The following is a 19,369-nucleotide window of genomic DNA, read 5'->3' on the forward strand; positions in this document are numbered from 1 at the left end:
GCGCCGGGATCGAACAGCCCGGAATTTATTCTATAGACCCCGAAAGCCGCCTTACCGTCAGGCGAGATACCCCAAACACAAATCGCCCCGGTCTTCTTCGGACCGGGGCGACGTCGTTGCTACAGCGCTATTGCCAGACAGTGTGGTTTCGGGCCGCCGTTATCGCGATGCCCGGCACTGGATCAGGCTTTCTCCTCGAGCATCTTCTCGCGCTCGCGCCGTGCCTGCTCTTCGGGATAGGTGGGAAAGTCCACGTAGCCGCGGGCATCGCCGCCGTAGAAGGTATTCGGATCGAAATCCGCCAGCGGCCAGCCGTTTTTCATGCGCTCCACCAGATCCGGATTGGACGTGAACGGACGACCGAATACCGGCAGGTCGATGGTGCCTTCATCGATCAGCTTTTGCGCCTCGGCCTGGTCCAGGTTGCCGGCGAGCAGCAGCGTGCCGTTGTAGACGTCGCGGAACTGGCGCAGATAATCGCGGGGCATCGGCGCCATGCCCTGGCCACCCTGGTCATGCAGGTGCACGTAGGCCAAGCCGCGTTTGTTGAACTCACGCGCCAGATAGAGGTAGGTCTCGCCGTTGTCGTCGTACTCCGGCATGTCGAACAGCGTGCCATGCGGCGAGAGACGCACCCCGACGCGGCGGGCGCCGATCATCTTGCTGACCTCGTCGACCACCTCCAGCAGCAGTCGGCAGCGGTTTTCACGCGAGCCGCCGTATTCGTCGTCGCGGTCGTTGACGCCGGGATTCAGGAACTGCTCGAACAGGTAGCCGTTGGCGCCATGGATCTCGACGCCGTCGAAGCCCACCTCGCGTGAATTGACCGCCGCCTGGGCGAAATCGCGCACGATCTCTTTGACTTCCCGGGTTTCGAGCCGGCGAGGCTGGCTTGCCTTCAGCATGTCCGGCTGGCCGTCCTCGTTGTAGCCAAAGGCCATGCCGCCCGGCTTGTCGCTGGGGCCGACCGGCGCGGCGCCGGCGATCTGCACGGAGGTGTGCGAGACGCGCCCGACGTGCCAGATCTGGGCAAAGAAGACGCCGCCGCGCTCATGCACCGCGCGGGTCGCCTTGGCCCAGCCAGCGATCTGGTCGGGGCCGAAGATCCCCGGGTTGTAGAGATACCCCTGCCCCTGGCGCGAGACCGGCGTGCCTTCGGAGATGATCAGCCCGGCACTGGCCCGCTGGCGATAGTAGAGCGCCCCCAGTTCCGTGGGGATATCCTCCAGGGCGCGGGAACGGGTCATCGGCGCCATGACGATGCGGTTGTCCAGGCGGGTGCCGGCGAGATCAAACGGTTCGAATAACGAAACCATATCGCGAACTCCTCTTGACGATGACGTCAGGCCAAAAAGCGAAAGCGAGCCATCGTGGCTCGCTGATGTAGACCAAAGTCTAGGAAACGATTAGCTAGTTAACAATGAATCTCGCCGGCTGCTCCGATATAGGGAAGCTATGACCAGGAAAGCTATGACCAGGAAAGCTATGGCCAGAAAAGCTATGGCCAGAAAAGCGATGGCCAGAGTACAGCCAAGCCAGCACGACTGGACTTACGCTATTGTTCTTGACACGGCATCCCTTCGACAGGCCATTCCGGTGACACGAATGACGCTTCTCAGAGACCAACGCCTGCGGGTCTTCCACACCGTGGCCCTGTACAAGAGTTTTTCGAAGGCGGCGAGGCATCTCTGCCTGACGCAGCAGGCGGTCTCTTCCCAGGTCCGCTCGCTCGAGCAGGAGGCCGGCTTACGCTTATTCACCCGCGGGCCTCGGGTTACGGAGCTGACAGCTGCCGGCCGGACGCTCTTCGCGCACGCCGACAGAATCCTGGCCCTGTACGCGGAGGCCAACGATTCACTCGGTGAGATCGCGCGCACCGCCCAATCGACGTTACGCATATCGTCCACCAACTCCATCGCCAAATACACCCTGCCCCGGGCAATTGGCGATTTCCGAGTGCATCGTCCTGACGTACGGGTGGTCCTGGAGGTCGGTAACAGCGCACGCGCTGTCGATTGGCTCATGAAGGGATCGGTGGACATCGCTATCACCAGCGAAGGGGCGCCAGGCTTGGAGAGTTGCCGAACGACGCCATTCTTCCGGGATGAGGTCCTGTTCGTCGCCTCGAAGCATCATCCCTGGGCGCAAAAAGAGCAGGTCACGATGCAGGACCTGCTGGAAACTCCCTTGATAATGCGTGAGGAAGGCTCCGCGACCCGCGCCCTTCTCCAACGCCATCTGTCGTCCGTGGGGTTATCGCTGGATTCGCTGAAGGTGGCGCTGGTCGTCGGCAGCCCCGAAGCGGCCAGGGAAGCGGCCGAAATGGGTATTGGGGTAGCCGTGATATCCAGGCTCTGCGCACGCTCGACGCTTCAGGCCGGCAAACTGGTTGCCAGGAACATCGAGCAACTCCCTGTCGCCAGAAGTTTTTATATCGCACGGCATAAGCACGGAACAGCGTCGCCTATCGCGGCCGAGTTCGTCGAACTCGCCAGACAATCGGCGGCCTGAGCGAGACCGGCCACAAGCGATTCTTGCATTAGCGACACTATTTCTTGTTGGCGCTGCAGCGCCGGACGAGGCAGTCTCGGGACGCGTCGGTTGCGGTTTTTCCGAGTTACTTCAATGGCGCTGAACGGCGGATCGATCTTGGCACACCCTCTCTTTCTGACATCGGGCGATATCGGCATCGCCCAGTATCTCGGCGTGGCGGCGATCGCCTTCGCGGCCTCGATGCTTGGAGGTATAAGCGGCTACGGCACCGGGCTGCTGCTGCCACCGGTGCTCATTCCGCTGATCGGCGCCGAGGCCGTGGTCCCCGTCGTCAGCCTGTCGGCGCTGCTCACCAATGCCAGCCGGGTGTGGGCCTTTCGTGCCCGGTTCGACAGGGAGAAGGCGGCACTGGTCGTCCTGTTTGCACTGCCCTTCTGCCTGCTGGGCGCCTACGGCTACACCCGGCTCTCCGGCTCCAGCGTCAGTATCGTCTTGGGTTTGATGCTGATTCTGATCGTACCGCTGAGACCCCTGCTGATCCGCAGGCGGGGTTATCTGGGCAGGCCGGGGCTCTCCTTGGGCGCGGCCGGCTACGGGCTGCTGATGGGCGGCACCTCGGGGTCCGGCGTTGTGCTGATATCCCTGCTGCTGTCGGTCGGCCTGGCCGGAACCAGCGTCATCGCCACCGATGCGGGGATTTCCCTGGTGCTGGGTATCGCCAAGGTCGCCCTGTTTCAGGCGTCGGGCGCGCTTGCCCCCTCGCTCTGGGCGATGGCGTTGCTCATCGGTATATGCGCCATTCCGGGCACCTTTCTCGCCAAGCGGTTGACGCGACACCTGCCCGCGCGGTCGCACTCCCGGATTCTCGATGCCGTGGTGATTCTCGGTGGCCTGATGCTGGTCATGGAAGGGCTGAAGGAGGCGTTCTGACGCTCTTGGCCAGTCACTGGCCAAGAAGGCCCGTCGTCGCGCCCCCTTCTCTCTCCCCCGGGACCCACTCCACGGTGTCCCAGCGATGGCGCCTTACCAGTTGTAGCTCACTCTGGCCACGACTTCGCGGCCCTGGTTGTAGTAGTTCGCCGTGCCGGAGCCGACCACGTGCTGCTCGTCGAGCAGGTTGCTGACGTTGACGGTCAGATCGGTGTTCTGGATGACCTGGTAGCGGAAGGCCGCATCGTAAATTGTTGTCGCATCGCTCTTGGCCGAGTTCTCGGCATCGAAGTAATAGGAACCGGTATAGCGGGCGCCAAGACCGACGCTCATGTCCATGTCCGGCAGTGTGTAGTAAGTCCAGAGCGACGCCGTATGTTTCGGTGTTTCGGTGAATTCGTTGCCTTCGATTGAGGTTCCATCCCGAAGCGTGCCGCGCTCCACGTCCGAATCCATGTAGGAATAGCCACCAATCAGGCTCAGGTTGTCGGTCAGTTCGGCTTTGACTTCCAGGTCCAGGCCACGCACGCGGGATTCGCCGATGGTTTCCCGATCAATACCCGTACCATCGTCCCGCGCGACCGCGATGGACACATTGTCCTTGGTCAGGTCATAGACCGCCGCCGAGAACAGCGCGTTCATGCCGAAAGGCGCATATTTCACGCCAAGTTCGTACTGCTCGCCGCGCTCGGGCTCAGTGCCGATCGCCGGCGGTGCGATCGATTCCACATAGCTGACATAGGTGGAAACTTCGTCGGTGACCTTATAGGTCAGCGCGCCGCGGACCGAGGTTTCCGAGAAGTCGTCGGAAGTGTCGGTGTTTGCGAGGAAGTCTTTCTCGGAGAGGTCCAGTTCGTCGTTGCGTACCCCCGCCGTGACGATAAAGCGATCGTAGAACGACAGATTCTGCGTCACGAAGAGCGACCGGGTCTTGTAGTCCTGTTCAGTGTCGTCGTAGGCAACCAGGCTGCTCGGGGGACCGCTGTAAACGGGGTTTGAAACATCGATCGACTCCGCCGGCGCATAGACCGATGTACCTTCGCTCGAGGCATCGCGATACTCGACACCCGCCAGTGTACTGCTGTCGATGTAGTCGAAGCTGGCATCGTATTGCAGGATGGCGTTGCCGATCAGCTCACTCGCTTCATTGTCTCCGCCGATATAGCTACGGCCGACTTCCGTGCCGGTTCGTGCCACGGAGTCGGTGATGTAAACGTAACCATAGTCGTCGGTCAGGTCGCTGTAGCGCAGGTTCCCCCGCAAGGTCAGCCCATTATCGAAGTCATGGGTGAGTAGCCCGGTAATGCTGGTACGCTCGACATCCTGGTAGTTGAAGTCAGGCTCACCGAAGAATTCGTCGCGGTCGTATTCCCGGTCGAACGGATAGCCGCCGCTGTTGGGGGTGTTGTCGTGGTTCAGATAATCAAAAAGCACCGTCGCCGAGGTGTAATCCGTCGGCTCCCAGGTCAGGCCGCCCATGATGAATTCGTCGTCATCCTTGGAATGATCGTATTCGCGATCGCTATCCTTGACCTTGCCGGTAATGCGATAGGCCAGCGTCTCGCTGGCGTTCAGGGTGTCGCCCACATCGAGCCCGACCTCTTTATGGTCGAATGAACCATAGCCCACGTAGCCTTCGCCAAACGACTCGAACCGGGGCCGTTTGCTCACGAAATTGACCGACCCGCCCGGGTCCGCCGGGCCGAACAGGGTGGAGTTGGCACCCCGCAGCACCTCGACACGCTCGTAGGCGTAGGGCTCCTCGCGAACACCGCGCATCGAACCCAGCGTCAGCCCGTCGCGGTAGGTGGTGGCCTGAAACCCACGGATCTTGAAATAGTCGTTACGGTCGTCGGTGGCGTAGTACTCGGTGACGACCCCGGGCGTGTACTGCAGCACTTCCTCGGTGGTGTTGGCGTCGCGCTGCTCGATCTCCTTTTCCGTGATGACCGATACGGAAGCGGGGGTATCGAGGAGGCTGGTCGCGACCTTGCCGCCTACCCAGAGCTCCTGGGCCACGACCGTATTCGCATTGTCATCGGCAACCGCCTGCGCGTTGACGATGATCGGCGCGAGGCGGTACGCCTCCTGGTCGTCGCCACCGTTATCGCTTGCCTCTTGTGCGTTGGCACTCATGGGAACGGCAATCAGCGGCACGCAACATACAAAAGCGGTAGTGGTCCCCTGCCACCGCGCCCATGTCGCGTTAGGCTTGTTCTTGCGGTCAGTCATGCTTGGTCCCCTTGATGGTTCGGCAGTCTCGGTGGACCGCCTTATGCTTTTAATTAAGAGAGCGTCATATTCTGTGAGGGCAATACCAGGGAGTCAATACGAATCTAGATGATAATATTTTTCATTTATCTTCATATTCACTCCCGTCTCTCTCAACGACCAGCAGCCACACCGTACCGTCAGCGCTACCAAGCTTGATTGCCGGCCCACTCCCCGGCCAACCGGTGGCGCCCGATCGGTAGCATCATCGGCTTGTTCGAGATCGGATCGCGAATGACCCGGCTGCGCAGGCCGAAGACCGACAGAATCACCTCCTCGCTCAGGACGTCCTCGGGTTGGCCGTGGGCGTATAGCTGTCCGCCCCGCATCGCCACTAGCCAGTCGGAGTAACGCGCGGCCAGGTTGAGGTCATGCAGTACCATGACGATGGTGATCCCCCGGCTGTGGTTCAGGTCGGTGAGCAGATCCAGCACCTCGACCTGATGACTGACGTCCAGGAAGGTGGTCGGCTCGTCCAGCAGCAGCAGGTCGGTTTCCTGGGCCAGCGCCATGGCGATCCAGACCCGCTGGCGCTGCCCGCCCGAGAGCGCGTCCACCTCCCGGTCGGCCAGTTCGGCAGTCCTGGTCACTTCCAGCGCGGTGGCGACGGCCTCGTCGTCATGCGGGTTCCAGCGCGACATCAGGCCGTGATGCGGGTGGCGCCCACGGCCGACCAGATCGGCGACGGTGATCCCTTCCGGGGCGATCGGCGATTGCGGCAGCAGCCCCAGCGTGCGGGCCAGCTCGCGGGTCGGGCGTCGGTGAACGGACTTGCCGTCGAGCAGGACCTGGCCCTGGCTGGGGGCCAGCAGGCGCGAAATGGTGCGCAGCAGCGTCGACTTGCCACAGGCGTTGGCCCCGACGATCGAGGTGATGCGGCCCGGGGCAATGGCCAGATTCAACCCCTCGAGAATGGTGCGCTCGCCATAGCCGGCGGACAGATCCTCGACAACGAGATGGTGCGCAGCGGTCACAACGAGCCTCCAGTGCGGTTCACGCGAATGATCAGATAGATGAGGTAAGGAGCTCCCAGGGCGCCGGTGACGACACCGACCGGATAGCGGCTCGGCAACAGGAATTGCCCGATGTAGTCGCCGACCAGCACCAGACAGGCGCCGACCAGCGCCGAGGGGATCAGGATCGAACCGTTCGTGCCGATGATGCGTGCCGCAATCGGCCCTGAAAGAAAGGCCACGAAGGCGATCGGACCGGTCACGGCGGTCGCGACGGCGATCATGCCCACGGCGCAGACCATCACCGTGATGCGGGTCGGGCCGACCCGCACGCCCAGCGCGGCGGCCGTGTCGTCGCCCATGCGCAGCGTCTCGAGATCACGCCTTCGGCTGAGCAGGATACCGCCGAAGACGAGCAGCGCTCCCAGCACCGGCAGCGCCTGGCTCAATTGCGCGGCGTTTAGGCTACCGGTCAGCCAGCGCATGGCCTCCTGCAACGCCCACTCAGGCGCCCGTGACAGGAGATAAGCGATGAAGCTTTCGATCATCGCCGCGATTCCGATGCCGATCAGGATCAACCGTGTCCCGGCGACCCCGTTGCCGGACGCCAGGCCGTAGACCAGCAACGCCACACCCAGCCCGGCAGCCACCGAGAAGACCGCCACGGCTGGGCCGCTCAGTTGCAAGACCACGATGGCGAAGACGGCGGCGGCGCTTGCGCCCAGGCTGATGCCGATGATGTCGGGGCTGGCCAGCGGGTTGCGCAGCATGATCTGGAAGGCCACACCGCCCAGTCCGAAGCACATGCCGACCAGCACCGACAATACCGCTCGTGGCAGGCGCAGGTGGCCGACCGTGAAGCTGGCGCCGGGTACGTCTTCACCCAACAGCACGCGCACTACGTCCTGGGGCGGGGTGAACGATTGGCCCAGCATCAGCGTCACGGCAATGGCTGCGAGCACGATCACCACGAGGACGGCCGTGACGCCGCGCCATCGCCGCGTTCGGCGCTGTCGCCCTGCCTTGACCCGGGTGCGCATGTGGGGTGTGTCGGCGATCATAGATCCCTCACCCGTTGCCGCCGGACGATCCAGATGAAGAAGGGAGCGCCGATGAAGGCGGTGACGACGCCGACCTCGAGTTCACCGGGCCGCGCGACGACTCGTCCGGCCACGTCGGCGAGCAGCAGCAGGCAAGCGCCGCTCAGCGCCGAAAACGGCAGCAGCCAGCGGTGATCCACGCCCGCCAGCAGGCGGCACAAGTGCGGCACCACCAGCCCGACGAACCCGATCGGGCCACATACCGCCGTCGTGGCACCGCACAGCAGGATGGCGCCCAGTCCCGCCGTGCCCCGCGCCAGCGCGACCTTCTCGCCCAGGCCGGCAGCCAGGTCATCGCCCAGCGCCAGCATGTTCAGCTTGCGGGCGGAGAGCAGGCTGATGAGGAAACCCACGACAAGAAACGGCAGCACGAGCTGGAGGGTGTCGAAAGTGGCGCCGCCGACCCCGCCGATCTGCCAGGATCGCACGCCGCCGGCGATGTCGTTGCGGGGCAGGACGACCGCGATAGTGAAGCAGGACAGGGCCACCGAGGTTGCCGCGCCAGCCAGCGCCAGTTTGAGCGGCGTTGCCCCGCCGCGCCCCAGCGAGCCGATGGCATAGACGAAGACCGCCGCCAGCCCCGCGCCGAGGATCGCCACCCCTATATAGGCATGCGCCATGCTCATCCCGAACCAGGCCAGCCCGATCGCCACGGCGAGCGAGGCCCCCATGTTGATGCCGAGAATCCCCGGATCGGCCAGCGGGTTGCGGGTCACGCCCTGCATGATCGCCCCGGCGAGGCCCAGCGCACTACCGGCAACGGCCGCCAGGAGGGTGCGCGGAATGCGCATCGCGACCGCCGCCTCGCCGACGCTGTCAACGTGCCCCCGCAGCGCGGCGACGATCTCGTGCCAGGCGACCTCGCGGGTGCCGACGGCGACGGAAAGGAGGCAAAGCGCTGCCAGGAGCGCGATCAGCGCCACGAGGCCGGCAGTTTTTACCAGACGGTCCCGGTTCCAAGACGATGATTCGACGACAGTCTCCACCCTGGCCGTCACTCCGACTTGCGGGCGGCTTCCGCCAGCATCCCGACATAGTCGTCCAGCACCCACGGGATCGACAGAGGTGTCGGGTTGGCGGCAGTGGCGACCGGGCCCCGGCCCAGCAGCACCACCGACTCGTTGGCAATGGCACGCATCCTGGAGGTCAGCGGATTGGCCTCCAGCGGCGCGAGCAATTGTTCGTCACCATAGGTCACGAAGATATCGACATCGTTGAAGGCATCGATCCGTTCGGCGCTGACCTCACCGGCAAACTGGCCCTCCCCGGTGGCCTGCGTCACGCTGTCCGGCGTGCGCAAGCCCAGATCCTCGAAGAATTTCACCCGGGTGTCGTTGGCAGTGTAGAAGCGCATGACACTCAGATCGGTGGGATCGAGGTGCGTGATGAACATGGCGGTCTTGCCCTCGAGTTCGGGGTGCGCCGCGACGCTTTCGGCGATCCGCGCCTCGAGCCTGGCGATCAAGGCATCGCCTTCAGCGGCCATGCCAATGGCTGCACTGTTTATGCGGATCATCTCGCGCCAGTCCGTCGACCACGGCGAATCGGGATAGGCGACGACAGGAGCGATCAGGCTGAGCGTGTCGTAATCCGCCTGGCTGAGTCCGGAGTAGGCGGCCAGGATGACGTCCGGCTGCGTCGCCGCCACCGCCTCGAAATCGATGCCGTCACCCTCATCGAACAGCACGGGCGTTGCCGCGTCGAGTTCCTCGAGCCGTGCGCTGACCCACGGCAGCAGACCATCGCCATCGTCGTCACCGAAACTGGCCGCGGCGAAGCCGACGGGGACGACCCCCAGCGCCAGGGGAACCTCATGATTGGCCCAGGCCACCGTCGCCACACGTTCCGGCCGGTGTTCGATGGTGGTGGTACCGAAGGCATGGTCGATGGTGACGGGGAAGGTCTCATCCGTTTGCTGCGACCATCCGGCAAGCGGGAAAACCAGTACTGCGACGGAAAGCAGAGTGACGGCGAAAGGTCGGGTGGCGCGGCGCATACCGAAGTTCCTATCCTGACTGATAATGCTACTAGTTTACATTAACAGTTAAGACATTTAACAAGCGATGTATGCCATCGTCGCCTGGGCCGGCCATCGGTTGCCCAAGCGCATTCCGGGCAAGCGCTGTCACTCGTTGGACCACCACACCAAGGCTTCGAGAGCCGCCGCCACCTCGATGCGCGCGTCCGCCAGGGGCCGGGGCAGCAGCTCCTCGGCCAACGCGAGGTGGCGCATGACGGTGTTGCGGTGCATCGACAGCGCCTGCGCCGTGCGACTGACGTTGCCGCCCTGGGCTAGATAGTGCCGCAGCGTATCGCGCAACGGCGCTGGCGCGTTGCTCAGGTCGCCCAGAACCTCGGAGACGAAAGCGCGAGCCCATGCCGGGTCCTGGCCGAGGATGGCGGCAAGGCGAACGTTCTCGTAATACGCGACACGTCGGTTTTCCGGAGCCTTGGCGAGTATCCGCTGCGCGATCTGTGCCCCCTCGTGGCTGCGCCGGAAACCGTCGAGCCCACGCAGCACGGGCCCCAGGGCCAGCCTGGCGTGGCCAGGGCATACTGCCTCGGCTTCGGCGGCGGAGAGCGGGCGCTGTATCCAGATCCAACGTCGGAGCGGGTCCTCCACGATGGAGAGCACCGCGGCGGCGGCGCAGCGCTCGGCGATCGTCTCGACCCATACGTCCATCTCGGCCGGCTCCACGGCCTGCGATGCGCTCCACAGGATCAGCGCCTGATGCTGGCGATCCAGGCGATAGCCCAGCCGGCGACCGACATGACTCGGATTGACCGTCTCGCCTTTCAGGAGGTGTTCGACCAGTGCCCGGCGCTTCGCCGGCGAGCCTTCAGCAAAGTCGGCCAACCCGCGGGCGTTTTCTTCGCGAATGGTGCGCGCCGCAGCCTCGACGAAGACCGAGATCGAGCGGTGCGAATACTCGAGAACGGCCCGGATCTCCTCGGCATCGTCGGTCAGGTCGAAGACGATCCGCATCCAGCTCGCCCAGGCGGCGGTCTCGCCTGCCCGAAATGCCTCCAGCGCGACCTCGCCCCAGCCGGTGCGGGCATTCTCGCGAAAGGCATTGAGAATTTCGGGGGACGGCTCATAGGCCGGCATGCGCCCCGGTTCAAGAATGGTGCGGGTAAGCCATTGTTCAAGGTTCAGGCGGTTGCCACGCCGGACCCGCGCGGCGAGTACCGGGTCATCCGCGAGGCCGATGGCACTCAAAACCGCCTTGTCGATGGCTTGGAAGACATCGTCTGCCTGGGTGGCGTGTGTCGCGGCCTCGCGCATCAGTTGGCTCAGCCGGCCGGGGGATATGGGCATGGTGCGTGCTTTTCGGAACGGACTGGGTGCAACATGCGGCTTCATGGACGCACTGGCAAGCGCTCAATCGAACAGCTCACGCATTTTCTCGGCGACGATTCCCACATAGCGCTCCGGCAGCATCCGGATCATCAGGTCGAGGCGTTTCGCCTTGTTCGTCAGTACGATGCGCCGGCGCCCCTTCGCCATGCCGTCGAGGATCTCGCGCGCCGCCGTCTCGGCCGGCATCGTCAGCAGCGTTTCCTGATAGATCCGCAGCCGCTTGCGGGCCGCCGTCTGTTTCTCGGGTGGCAAATCGTCGATCTCGGCGGCCTTGCGCGACGCGATCTGCGTCGCGACGCCGCCTGGATGCACCAGCGTCACCTCGACGGGATGGTGCTCGTATATCATTTCCATCCGGATCGCCTCGGTGAAACCGCGGACGGCGAACTTGCTGGTAACGTAGGAGGCCATGTGCGGCTGTGCCATCAGGCCGTTCAGGCTGGAGATGTTGACCAGATACCCATCGCCGCTGGCGATCATGTACGGCAGGAAGACCCGCGTGCCGGTCAGTACTCCATCGAGATTGATCGACAGGAGGCGGTCGAAATCCGCCGGATCGGTTTCGAGAAAGGTGTCGTTGCGGGGCGAGATGCCGGCGTTGTTGTAAAGCTGATTGACCCTGCCGAAGCGATCGAGCGTCTGCTGCGCATAGGCCGCGAAGGCTGCGCGATCGGCCACGTCGAGGACATCATGCGCTGCTTCCGCGCCCTTGGCCTCGGCCATTGCCGCGGTTTCCCGCACCGCGTCGGCCTCGACGTCACTGAGAGCGAGACGAGCGCCGCGGGAGGCTAGTTCCAGTGCCAAGGCGCGGCCGATCCCGCTGCCCGCCCCGGTGATGACGGCCACGCGGCCCTGGAAGATGTCGCTCATGTCGAGTGCCCTTGCGTGTGTTCGAGGATGAGCTCGGCGAGGTGCGGCGACAGTACAGGCGATATCTCATGACCCATGTCTGGAATCACCACGTGACGTGCGCCGGGGATGGCCTGCGCGGTGGCTTCGCCGCCCGAGGGCTTCACCAGGGGATCGCTGACGCCGTGGATCACCAGTGTTGGCGCCGAGATCGTCTTCACCTCGGCCGTGCGATCCCCGCTGCCGTAGATGGCGCCGATCTGCCGCGACGTGGCGTGATGCAGATCGGGCGCGCCACGATCCCAGGCCAGCCCGAAAATCTCACGGTTCACTGCCGGATCCGAAGGAAAGCCGGGCCCACCGATGAGGCCAAGCATCTGCAGGTTGCGTTCGATATATTCCTCGCGGGTCTTCGGCGCCGACTTGGTGAACTGCAGCATCACCCGCAGGCTCGGCTGGCCGACATCGCGCGCGCCGGTGGTGGAAAAGATCGAGGTCAGGCTCTTGATACGCTCCGGATGCCGCGCCGCCAGCACCTGGCCGATCATCCCGCCCATCGACATGCCGGCGACATGCGCCCGGTCGATCCCGAGATGATCCATGAGCCCCACCGTGTCGGTCGCCATGTCGCCCAGGTCGTAGCCGCCCTCGGGAGCCTTGCCACGCAGCTTCTGCCAGAGCGAAGGCTCGGGCCCGTCGATCCGCGACGAGCGGCCGGAATCGCGGTTGTCGAAGCGGATCACGCGGCGGCCGCTCTCGCGCAGCGCCGCGATCAGGGCCTCGGGCCAGTGGATCAGCTGATAGCCCAGCCCGATGATCAGAACGATCGGATCGCCCTCGCCCTCGTCGCGATAGCAGAGCCGGATTCCATTGGGCAACTCCATGAACCTGTCTTCGCTCATTTCACGGCCTCGGTATGTGGTACGGGCACGGGAGACAGATGCAGTTCGGGCTCGATGACCCGGCCGCGCGTCATCATCTTCTCGTCCTCGCGGTAGCTGAACGTCATCTGCCACGGGAAGGCATCCCCCTGCCGTGGCAGCGTGTCGACCGAGCGCTGCACATAGCCGGCCTTGAAGTCCAGCAGCGGACGCAGCGCCATGTCGCGCTCGGGCCGTTCCGGCACGCAGACCGCCATGCCGCGCTCGTCCATTTCGCGCAATAGACGGCAGAGATGCCGACAGAGCAGGCCCACCTTCAGCGTCCAGGAAGAGTTGGTGTAGCCGATCGACATGGCGAAATTGGGAATGCCGTCCAGCATCATGCCCTTGAAGATGATGTGATCGGGCCACGCGACCGCCTCGCCGTCGAGACTGTAGCGCGCTCCGCCCGCGAGCTTGAGGTTCAGCCCCGTGGCAGTGACGATGATATCGGCCTCCACGTGCGTGCCGTCCTGCATCTCGATGCCGGTTTCGGTGAAGCGCGCCATGTGTCCCGTCACGATCGAGCACGAGCCCTCGCCGAGGCAGCGGAACAGATCGCCCCCGGGCACGGCGCACAGACGCTGATCCCACGGCGCGTAGGGCGGGTTGAAATGGGTGTCGACCGCAAAGCCCTCGGGCAGACTCTTGACGTTCGCCTTGCGGATGAGCTTGCGCATGGTGCCGGGGAAGCGCTGGCAGAGCGTATAGAAGATGGCCTGCCGCCAGATGTTCTTGCGTCGCAGAATGCGGTGGGTGCGGCCTTTCGAAAAGAGTGGCCGGAGGTGCTTCAGCAGCGGATCCTCCTGCGGCAGCGGCATGACATAGGTCGGCGTGCGCTGGATCTGGGTCACATGTGCGGCGCTCTCGGCCAACGCGGGCAGCAGAGTGATGGCGGTCGCCCCCGACCCGATCACGGCGATCCGCTTGCCGGCATGGTCGAGATCCTCGGGCCAGGCCTGCGGATGGACGATACGTCCGCCGAAGGCGCCCTCCTCCGGAAAGTCGGGCCGGTAACCCTGCTCATAGTCGTAATAGCCGGTCGCCGAAAAGATCCAGCGTGCCCGCCAGGTCTCGCGTTCGCCGCTTCCGGTCCGCTCGGTGGTCACGGTCCACAACGCCTCGGCCGACGACCAGTCGCAGGCCAGCACCTTGCGCCCGAAGCTGATCCGCTCGCGGATGCCATAGTCATCCGCGGTCTCGGCAATGTAGGACTTTATCTCGGCGGCCTGCGCGATGGCGTTGCAGCTTTCCCACGGCTTGAACTCGTAGGCGAAGGTGTAGAGATCCGAGTCCGAGCGGATGCCCGGATAGCGGAACAGGTCCCAGGTGCCTCCCAGGTCGTCGCGCATCTCGAGCAGGTGAAAGCGCTTTTCCGGCAGTTCCCGTCGCAGGTAGGCGGCGCAGCCGATTCCGGAAAGTCCCGCCCCCAGAATCAGCACGTCAAAGACGACATCATCTTGCGCAAGGTCGAATGGCATTGGGTCCCCTCCCGTCAACGCGAAACATGATGATGCAGTATCCCGAGGAGAGGATGTCAGGGGCACAATGCCCCTGGATTCATATTTATTGGTGCATGTTGCTCAAGGCAGGCCCCAGCAGATCGTAGCCGACCGGTGCCAAGGGACACTTACTGGCGAACTGCCACGGACGCTCGAGCGTGCTCCCGAGGCCGCCCCGAATGCTACACTGCGCCTTTCTCCCCGACTCGAGACGGACCTCCATCATGCTCGACACTTCCGCCTCCCAGGCGCTCACGGTTAGCGAGCTCAACCGCCAGGCCCGGCTGATGCTGGAGCGCGGCTTCGGCGACTGCTGGGTGGAGGGCGAGATCTCGGGGCTGGCGCGACCGGCCTCGGGGCACATCTACTTCACCCTGAAGGACGAACGCGCCCAGCTGCGCTGCGCCTTCTTCCGCAACCGTGCCAGTCTCATGCGCACACCGCTCAAGGAGGGTGATCGGGTGCGTCTGCGCGGGCGGGTATCGGTGTTCGAGCCACGCGGCGACTACCAGATGATCGTCGACGCCGTGCAGCCCACCGGCATAGGCGAGCTGCTCGCCGCCTTCGAGCGCTTGAAGCGTCAGCTCGACGCCGAAGGCATGTTCGCCAATGCCCGACCGCTGCCCTACCCGCCCCGGCATCTGGGCATTCTCACCTCACCGAGCGGGGCGGCGATCCGTGACGTGCTGGCGGTACTGCGTCATCGCTGGCCGGCGCTGGAAGTCAGCCTGCTGCCGGTGCCGGTGCAGGGCCGCGAAGCGGTGCCAGCACTGATTCGCGCCCTGGGCCTGGCCAACCGGCACGGGCAATTCGACGCGCTGCTGATCACCCGTGGCGGCGGCAGCCTGGAGGATCTCTGGGCCTTCAACGATGAGCATCTGGCCCGCGCCATCTTCCATTCGCGGACGCCGGTGATGTCGGCGGTGGGCCATGAGGTGGACTTCACCCTGGCCGACTTTGCCGCCGACGTACGTGCACCGACGCCCTCGGCGGCCGCCGAGCGGCTGGTGCCGGATCGCCGCGACCTGCTCGACCGGCTGCAAACCCAGCACGCCTGCCTGGTGCGTGCCCTGCGCACACGCCTGGACCGCGAGGCGCAGCGCCTCGACCATGCCCGTGCCCGGCTGCGCCACCCCGGCGAGCGCCTCGCGGAGCAGCGTCGCCGGCTCGCTACCCTGCAGGCACGTCTGCAATTGGCGATGCGTCAGCGTCTGGCCAGCGAGCGCCAGCGCCACAAGACCGCGGCAGTGCATCTGCGCGCCTGCGAGCCCGGCCGCCGAATCGCAGCATCGCGCCAACGGCTCGCGCAACTGGAAAACGCCCTGGCGAACGCCCTGCCCCGACGGCTGGCGAACGACCGTCACCGCCTCGAGGCCCTGGCACGCGAACTCAACGCGGTGAGCCCGCTGGCGGTACTGGGTCGCGGCTACGCGATTCTCGAAGACGACAAGGGACAGGTCGTGCGTGGGTCACACGAGACGCAACCGGGCCAGTTGCTGACGGCCCGGTTGGGAGAGGGAAAGCTGAAGGTGGAAGTGAAGCGACGCTTCAAGAATCCCTGAAGATTTAGAGTGTTCTCTCGCCATCGCTAAAGGCAAGAATCATCCGATACGCAGTATCGGCTTGATGGTTGCACCGCTCTTCGAGTCTTCGAAAGCCTGATTGATCTGATCGAAATCATAGAATTTCACCAGCTTGTCGAAGGGAAACCTGCCGTCCTTATAGTAGGCGATGAGTTGAGGAATGAAGACGGCCGGAACGGCGTCGCCCTCGATCACGCCGATCATCGACTTTCCTTCCGCCATCAAATCGTTGTGGACATCCAGCGTCACCTCGGGCGTCACGCCGACGATGGCGACCTGCCCCAGGGGGCAAAGAGCCTGCAGGGACTGGCGGACCACCGAAGGCACCCCGGTCGTCTCCACCGCATAGAGCGCCCCGCCTTCGGTGATGGCCTTGATCTCGTCGACCACATCGACCTGACTGCCGTTCAAGGTATGGGTCGCGCCCAGTTCGCCGGCCAATTTCAGGCGACCTTCATGCCTGTCCACGGCAATGATTTGATGACATCCGGCAATCCTTGCGGCCATGATGGCGCTCATCCCCACCGCCCCGCAGCCATAGATGGCTATCGCCGAGCCGAAGGAGGGCTTGAGCCGGTTGAGTACCGTGCCGCTACCCGTCTGGATGCCGCAACCCAGCGGGCCAAGCAGCGACAGGTCCACCTCTTTATCCACTTTGACCACGTTGCGTGCGTTGGCTACGGCATGAGTGGCAAAGGAGGACTGGCCGAAGAAGGTCGCCAGCGGCTGCTCACCGCTGGACAGGCGGTACGTCTGGTCCGCCATCTGCCCGCCGAAGTTCAGCTGGTTGAGATCCCTGCAGACGGAAGGATGCCCCGTCAGGCAATTGCGGCACTGGCCGCAATGGGAGAAGGAGAGCACCACATGGTCACCTGCAACAAGCCCGGCGACACTCTCCCCAACCCGCTCGATAATGCCTGCCCCCTCGTGCCCCAGCACGATGGGATACGGCGAGATGCCCTGATCGCGGGCGACAGCATCGGTATGGCAGACACCGGTCGCCACGATCCTGACCAGAACCTCGTTGCCTTTCGGCTGTGCCAGCTCGACAGGCTGAATCTTGAACTCCTCGCCCTGCGCGGCCGTAACGGCAGCTTTGATCTGCATGAATATCCCTTCCCAGCGTTATGCGCTCGACTAGAACGCTTTGGTCAATTAATGCCGTAGCATCTCACCACGGGCCATTGGCCGGCCTCCCCAAGCGCGTTTCGGCGGCCTATTACGTCTTCCTGACGACATTTGCCTGAAAGCGCTGGAGGCGCTTTTCAAGTCCATTCGTCCTAGCTTAAATTAGCAGGTAAGATAATTCCGCGATAATAACGCTGCCTTCCCTTGCCTTGATGATGGTGACCGAACTTGGGTCACGACATCCACGATCCGGGAGTGCATGCGTGTGCCATCCGTTAATCCTGCGGGGAAAGATGATGAACAAACCTTCGTGGCGCGACTCCAGCCTTCTGACCCAATACTGGAACCCGCTACCCGCACTCATGCTGGCCGGGATCCTGAGTGCCATCTACTTCGGCCTGACCGGGACCGTATGGGCCGTGACCGGTGAGTTCACCCGGTTGGGAGGCCATGTTCTCCACCTCCTGGGTGTCGATACCTCGGACTGGGCCTACTTCGATATCGTCAAGCTGGAGGGGAGCACTTTAACGCGCACCGATGGCTGGATCGTCTGGGGCATGTTCATCGGCGCGCTGATGATGGTGCTGCTGAGTAACAGTTTCAAGATTCGGATGCCTCAGCAGAAAAGGCGTCTGGTTCAAGGACTGGTCGGCGGGGTTATCGCGGGTTTCGGCGCGCGCCTGGCGCTGGGCTGCAATCTGGCGGCGTTCTTCACCGGCGTTCCCCAGTTTTCCCTGCATGCCTGGATTTTCATCGTCGCTACCGGTGTAGGCACCTGGTGGGGGACCAAGGTCGTCAGAATGCGCTGGTGGAAGGGCCGGCCCAATCTGACCAAAGGCCAGACTGCGCCGAGTCGACCCGGTTCCACCCGCACTCAGCCACTGCTGGGCAGCCTGCTCGCCCTCTCGTATTTCGGGCTGATCGCTTATTTCTTCATTTCCGGGCAGGTCAGGCTGGGCATTGCGGCATTGTTCGGGATGCTGTTCGGTATCCTCATAGAACGTGGCCAGATCTGTTTTACCTCGGCGTTCCGCGACCTGTGGCTCATGGGGCGTGGCGTCATGGCCAAGGCCATCATTGCCGGCATGGCGATCAGCTCGGTCATGACGCTTGGCTTCATCATGCTCAACGGCCTCTCTCCCATTACCCAGATAGCGGCCCCGAGCACCTTCGTAGGAGGCGTACTATTCGGGTTGGGGATCGTGATGGCCTCCAGCTGCGAAACCGGCATGATGTATCGCCTCATGGAGGGCCAGGTGCTTTACCTGACCGTCTTCATCGGCAATGTCGCAGGCGCTACGCTGCTGGCCTATGCTTGGGATCATCTAGGCATCTACAGCATGCTCGTGGCCAGTGGCGGGAAGCTCAACCTGATCAATGCCGTCGGGCCGATCGCGGCGTTGACCATGACCCTGGCGATGCTGGGCCTGCTTTATGGCTTCACACGGCTGTATCAGAGAAGCCATCTCGGTGCTACGCCAGTCAAGGAGAAGAGCCTTGCAAACTGAACTGAAAGCGGACTTCACCCTGGACCTGCGGGGGGAGTCCTGCCCCTACCCGGTGATCTATACGCTCGAGACGCTGGCAGACATGCCCAAAGGCCAGTTGCTTCAGGTCATTACCGACTGTCCCGGCTCGTTCAGGAACGTGCCGGAGGAAGCCCTGCGCAGGGGATACAAGTTCGCCCAGGAACCGATCAGAAACGGTCAGGAGAACCTGTTCTTCATCATTTCCTAGCGAAGCGCGTAGCCTGTCGGGAAGTTGCATGAAACACAAGTCATTCAACCGGGCCGTCAGCAGCTGGCCCGGTTGGGAGAAGAAAAAGCTGAGGGTGGAAGTGAAAGCGAAGCGGCGTCTCAAGCCGGGTTAGACGTCACGACTCTTCGCCACTGTCGTCGCTCTGCACGCTGGGCAGGCCGTTCTGCTCGACCTCCTGATACGTCACGTTCCCCTGTTCATCCACGTGGCAGGTGACGTTGTGGAACGTGTTGCCGTGCCCCAGGAAACTCAGGCGCAGCTCGTACTCCTCGCCCGGCACGTAGTCCGGAAAGTTGCTGTCCTTCAGCTCCTTGTGGGCCAGCTCTTCCTTGGCCGGACTCTGCATCGCCTGCTGATGACACTCCCGGACCAGGGGCTGCTCTTCCTTGGGCTGCCGCTCTATGGCCGCGGCATTCGTCGCCGTGGCAAACAGCGCGAGACTCAGCGCGCCGATAACGTATCCTTTGTACTGTTGCATATCCTACCTCCCTGTTGACTGCAGCTCATCGAAAGCGGGCTGC

17 protein-coding genes are annotated in these 19,369 nt (G+C 63.7%); 5 read left to right on the forward strand and 12 right to left on the reverse strand.

What is annotated here, in order from left to right; translation table 11 throughout:
• Positions 1-182: 182 nt before the first annotated feature.
• On the reverse strand, positions 183-1,316 hold the full coding sequence (locus ACYQ12_RS15575; protein ID WP_459873498.1) for an alkene reductase: 1,134 nt from the start codon (positions 1,314-1,316) through the stop codon (positions 183-185).
• A gap of 169 nt (positions 1,317-1,485) precedes the next feature.
• Between ACYQ12_RS15575 and ACYQ12_RS15580 the strand changes: the two genes are divergently transcribed.
• The gene (locus ACYQ12_RS15580) at positions 1,486-2,511 is read left to right on the forward strand and encodes a LysR substrate-binding domain-containing protein (RefSeq protein ID WP_459873500.1); all 1,026 of its coding nucleotides are present in this window, start codon (positions 1,486-1,488) and stop codon (positions 2,509-2,511) included.
• Between the two features lie 138 nt (positions 2,512-2,649).
• Positions 2,650-3,423, forward strand: coding sequence for a TSUP family transporter (locus ACYQ12_RS15585; protein ID WP_459873502.1), 774 nt, complete (start codon positions 2,650-2,652; stop codon positions 3,421-3,423).
• Between the two features lie 93 nt (positions 3,424-3,516).
• Here ACYQ12_RS15585 and ACYQ12_RS15590 read toward each other — a convergent pair whose 3' ends face one another.
• The 9 genes from ACYQ12_RS15590 to ACYQ12_RS15630 all read right to left on the reverse strand — a co-directional run bounded on the left by ACYQ12_RS15590 (position 3,517) and on the right by ACYQ12_RS15630 (position 14,358).
• Entirely contained in the window at positions 3,517-5,655 is a 2,139-nt protein-coding gene (locus tag ACYQ12_RS15590) for a TonB-dependent siderophore receptor (RefSeq protein WP_459873505.1), read from the reverse strand.
• A 185-nt stretch (positions 5,656-5,840) separates the two neighbouring features.
• A complete protein-coding gene (locus ACYQ12_RS15595; protein ID WP_459873507.1) occupies positions 5,841-6,668 on the reverse strand; it encodes an ABC transporter ATP-binding protein in 828 nt (275 codons plus the stop codon).
• Positions 6,665-7,708 (reverse strand): FecCD family ABC transporter permease, encoded by a 1,044-nt coding sequence (locus ACYQ12_RS15600; RefSeq protein WP_459873509.1) that lies wholly within the window; start codon positions 7,706-7,708, stop codon positions 6,665-6,667. The genes ACYQ12_RS15595 and ACYQ12_RS15600 overlap by 4 nt, the downstream gene beginning before the upstream one ends.
• Entirely contained in the window at positions 7,705-8,733 is a 1,029-nt protein-coding gene (locus tag ACYQ12_RS15605; protein ID WP_459873511.1) for a FecCD family ABC transporter permease, read from the reverse strand. The genes ACYQ12_RS15600 and ACYQ12_RS15605 overlap by 4 nt, the downstream gene beginning before the upstream one ends.
• An 8-nt stretch (positions 8,734-8,741) precedes the next feature.
• Positions 8,742-9,743, reverse strand: coding sequence for an iron-siderophore ABC transporter substrate-binding protein (locus ACYQ12_RS15610; protein ID WP_459873513.1), 1,002 nt, complete (start codon positions 9,741-9,743; stop codon positions 8,742-8,744).
• A gap of 129 nt (positions 9,744-9,872) precedes the next feature.
• Positions 9,873-11,066 carry a PucR family transcriptional regulator gene (locus ACYQ12_RS15615; RefSeq protein ID WP_459873516.1) on the reverse strand — a complete coding sequence of 398 codons (1,194 nt, stop codon included), beginning with the start codon at positions 11,064-11,066 and terminating at the stop codon, positions 9,873-9,875.
• A 63-nt stretch (positions 11,067-11,129) separates the two neighbouring features.
• Positions 11,130-11,978 carry an SDR family NAD(P)-dependent oxidoreductase gene (locus ACYQ12_RS15620; protein WP_459873518.1) on the reverse strand — a complete coding sequence of 283 codons (849 nt, stop codon included), beginning with the start codon at positions 11,976-11,978 and terminating at the stop codon, positions 11,130-11,132.
• Positions 11,975-12,841 carry an alpha/beta fold hydrolase gene (locus ACYQ12_RS15625; RefSeq protein ID WP_459873520.1) on the reverse strand — a complete coding sequence of 289 codons (867 nt, stop codon included), beginning with the start codon at positions 12,839-12,841 and terminating at the stop codon, positions 11,975-11,977. Before ACYQ12_RS15625 ends, ACYQ12_RS15620 begins: the two co-directional genes overlap by 4 nt.
• Before the next feature lie 14 nt (positions 12,842-12,855).
• A complete protein-coding gene (locus tag ACYQ12_RS15630) occupies positions 12,856-14,358 on the reverse strand; it encodes a flavin-containing monooxygenase (protein ID WP_459873522.1) in 1,503 nt (500 codons plus the stop codon).
• 245 nt (positions 14,359-14,603) lie between these two features.
• On the opposite strand from ACYQ12_RS15630, the gene xseA reads away from it, so the two are divergent.
• Positions 14,604-15,941: an exodeoxyribonuclease VII large subunit gene (xseA, locus tag ACYQ12_RS15635; protein ID WP_459873524.1), complete on the forward strand. Its 1,338-nt coding sequence runs from the start codon at positions 14,604-14,606 to the stop codon at positions 15,939-15,941.
• 39 nt (positions 15,942-15,980) lie between these two features.
• Here the strand turns inward: xseA and ACYQ12_RS15640 are convergent, their stop codons facing one another.
• A complete protein-coding gene (locus tag ACYQ12_RS15640; protein WP_459873526.1) occupies positions 15,981-17,069 on the reverse strand; it encodes an NAD(P)-dependent alcohol dehydrogenase in 1,089 nt (362 codons plus the stop codon).
• Between the two features lie 317 nt (positions 17,070-17,386).
• Here ACYQ12_RS15640 and yedE point away from each other — a divergent pair, with 317 nt between their 5' ends.
• Positions 17,387-18,598, forward strand: coding sequence for a selenium metabolism membrane protein YedE/FdhT (gene yedE, locus ACYQ12_RS15645; RefSeq protein WP_459873528.1), 1,212 nt, complete (start codon positions 17,387-17,389; stop codon positions 18,596-18,598).
• Positions 18,588-18,827 carry a sulfurtransferase-like selenium metabolism protein YedF gene (gene yedF, locus ACYQ12_RS15650; protein WP_459636934.1) on the forward strand — a complete coding sequence of 80 codons (240 nt, stop codon included), beginning with the start codon at positions 18,588-18,590 and terminating at the stop codon, positions 18,825-18,827. The genes yedE and yedF overlap by 11 nt, the downstream gene beginning before the upstream one ends.
• A gap of 136 nt (positions 18,828-18,963) precedes the next feature.
• Here yedF and ACYQ12_RS15655 read toward each other — a convergent pair whose 3' ends face one another.
• The gene (locus tag ACYQ12_RS15655; RefSeq protein WP_459873530.1) at positions 18,964-19,326 is read right to left on the reverse strand and encodes a hypothetical protein; all 363 of its coding nucleotides are present in this window, start codon (positions 19,324-19,326) and stop codon (positions 18,964-18,966) included.
• Positions 19,327-19,369: the final 43 nt, after the last annotated feature.

Source organism: Halomonas shantousis, assembly GCF_054654615.1.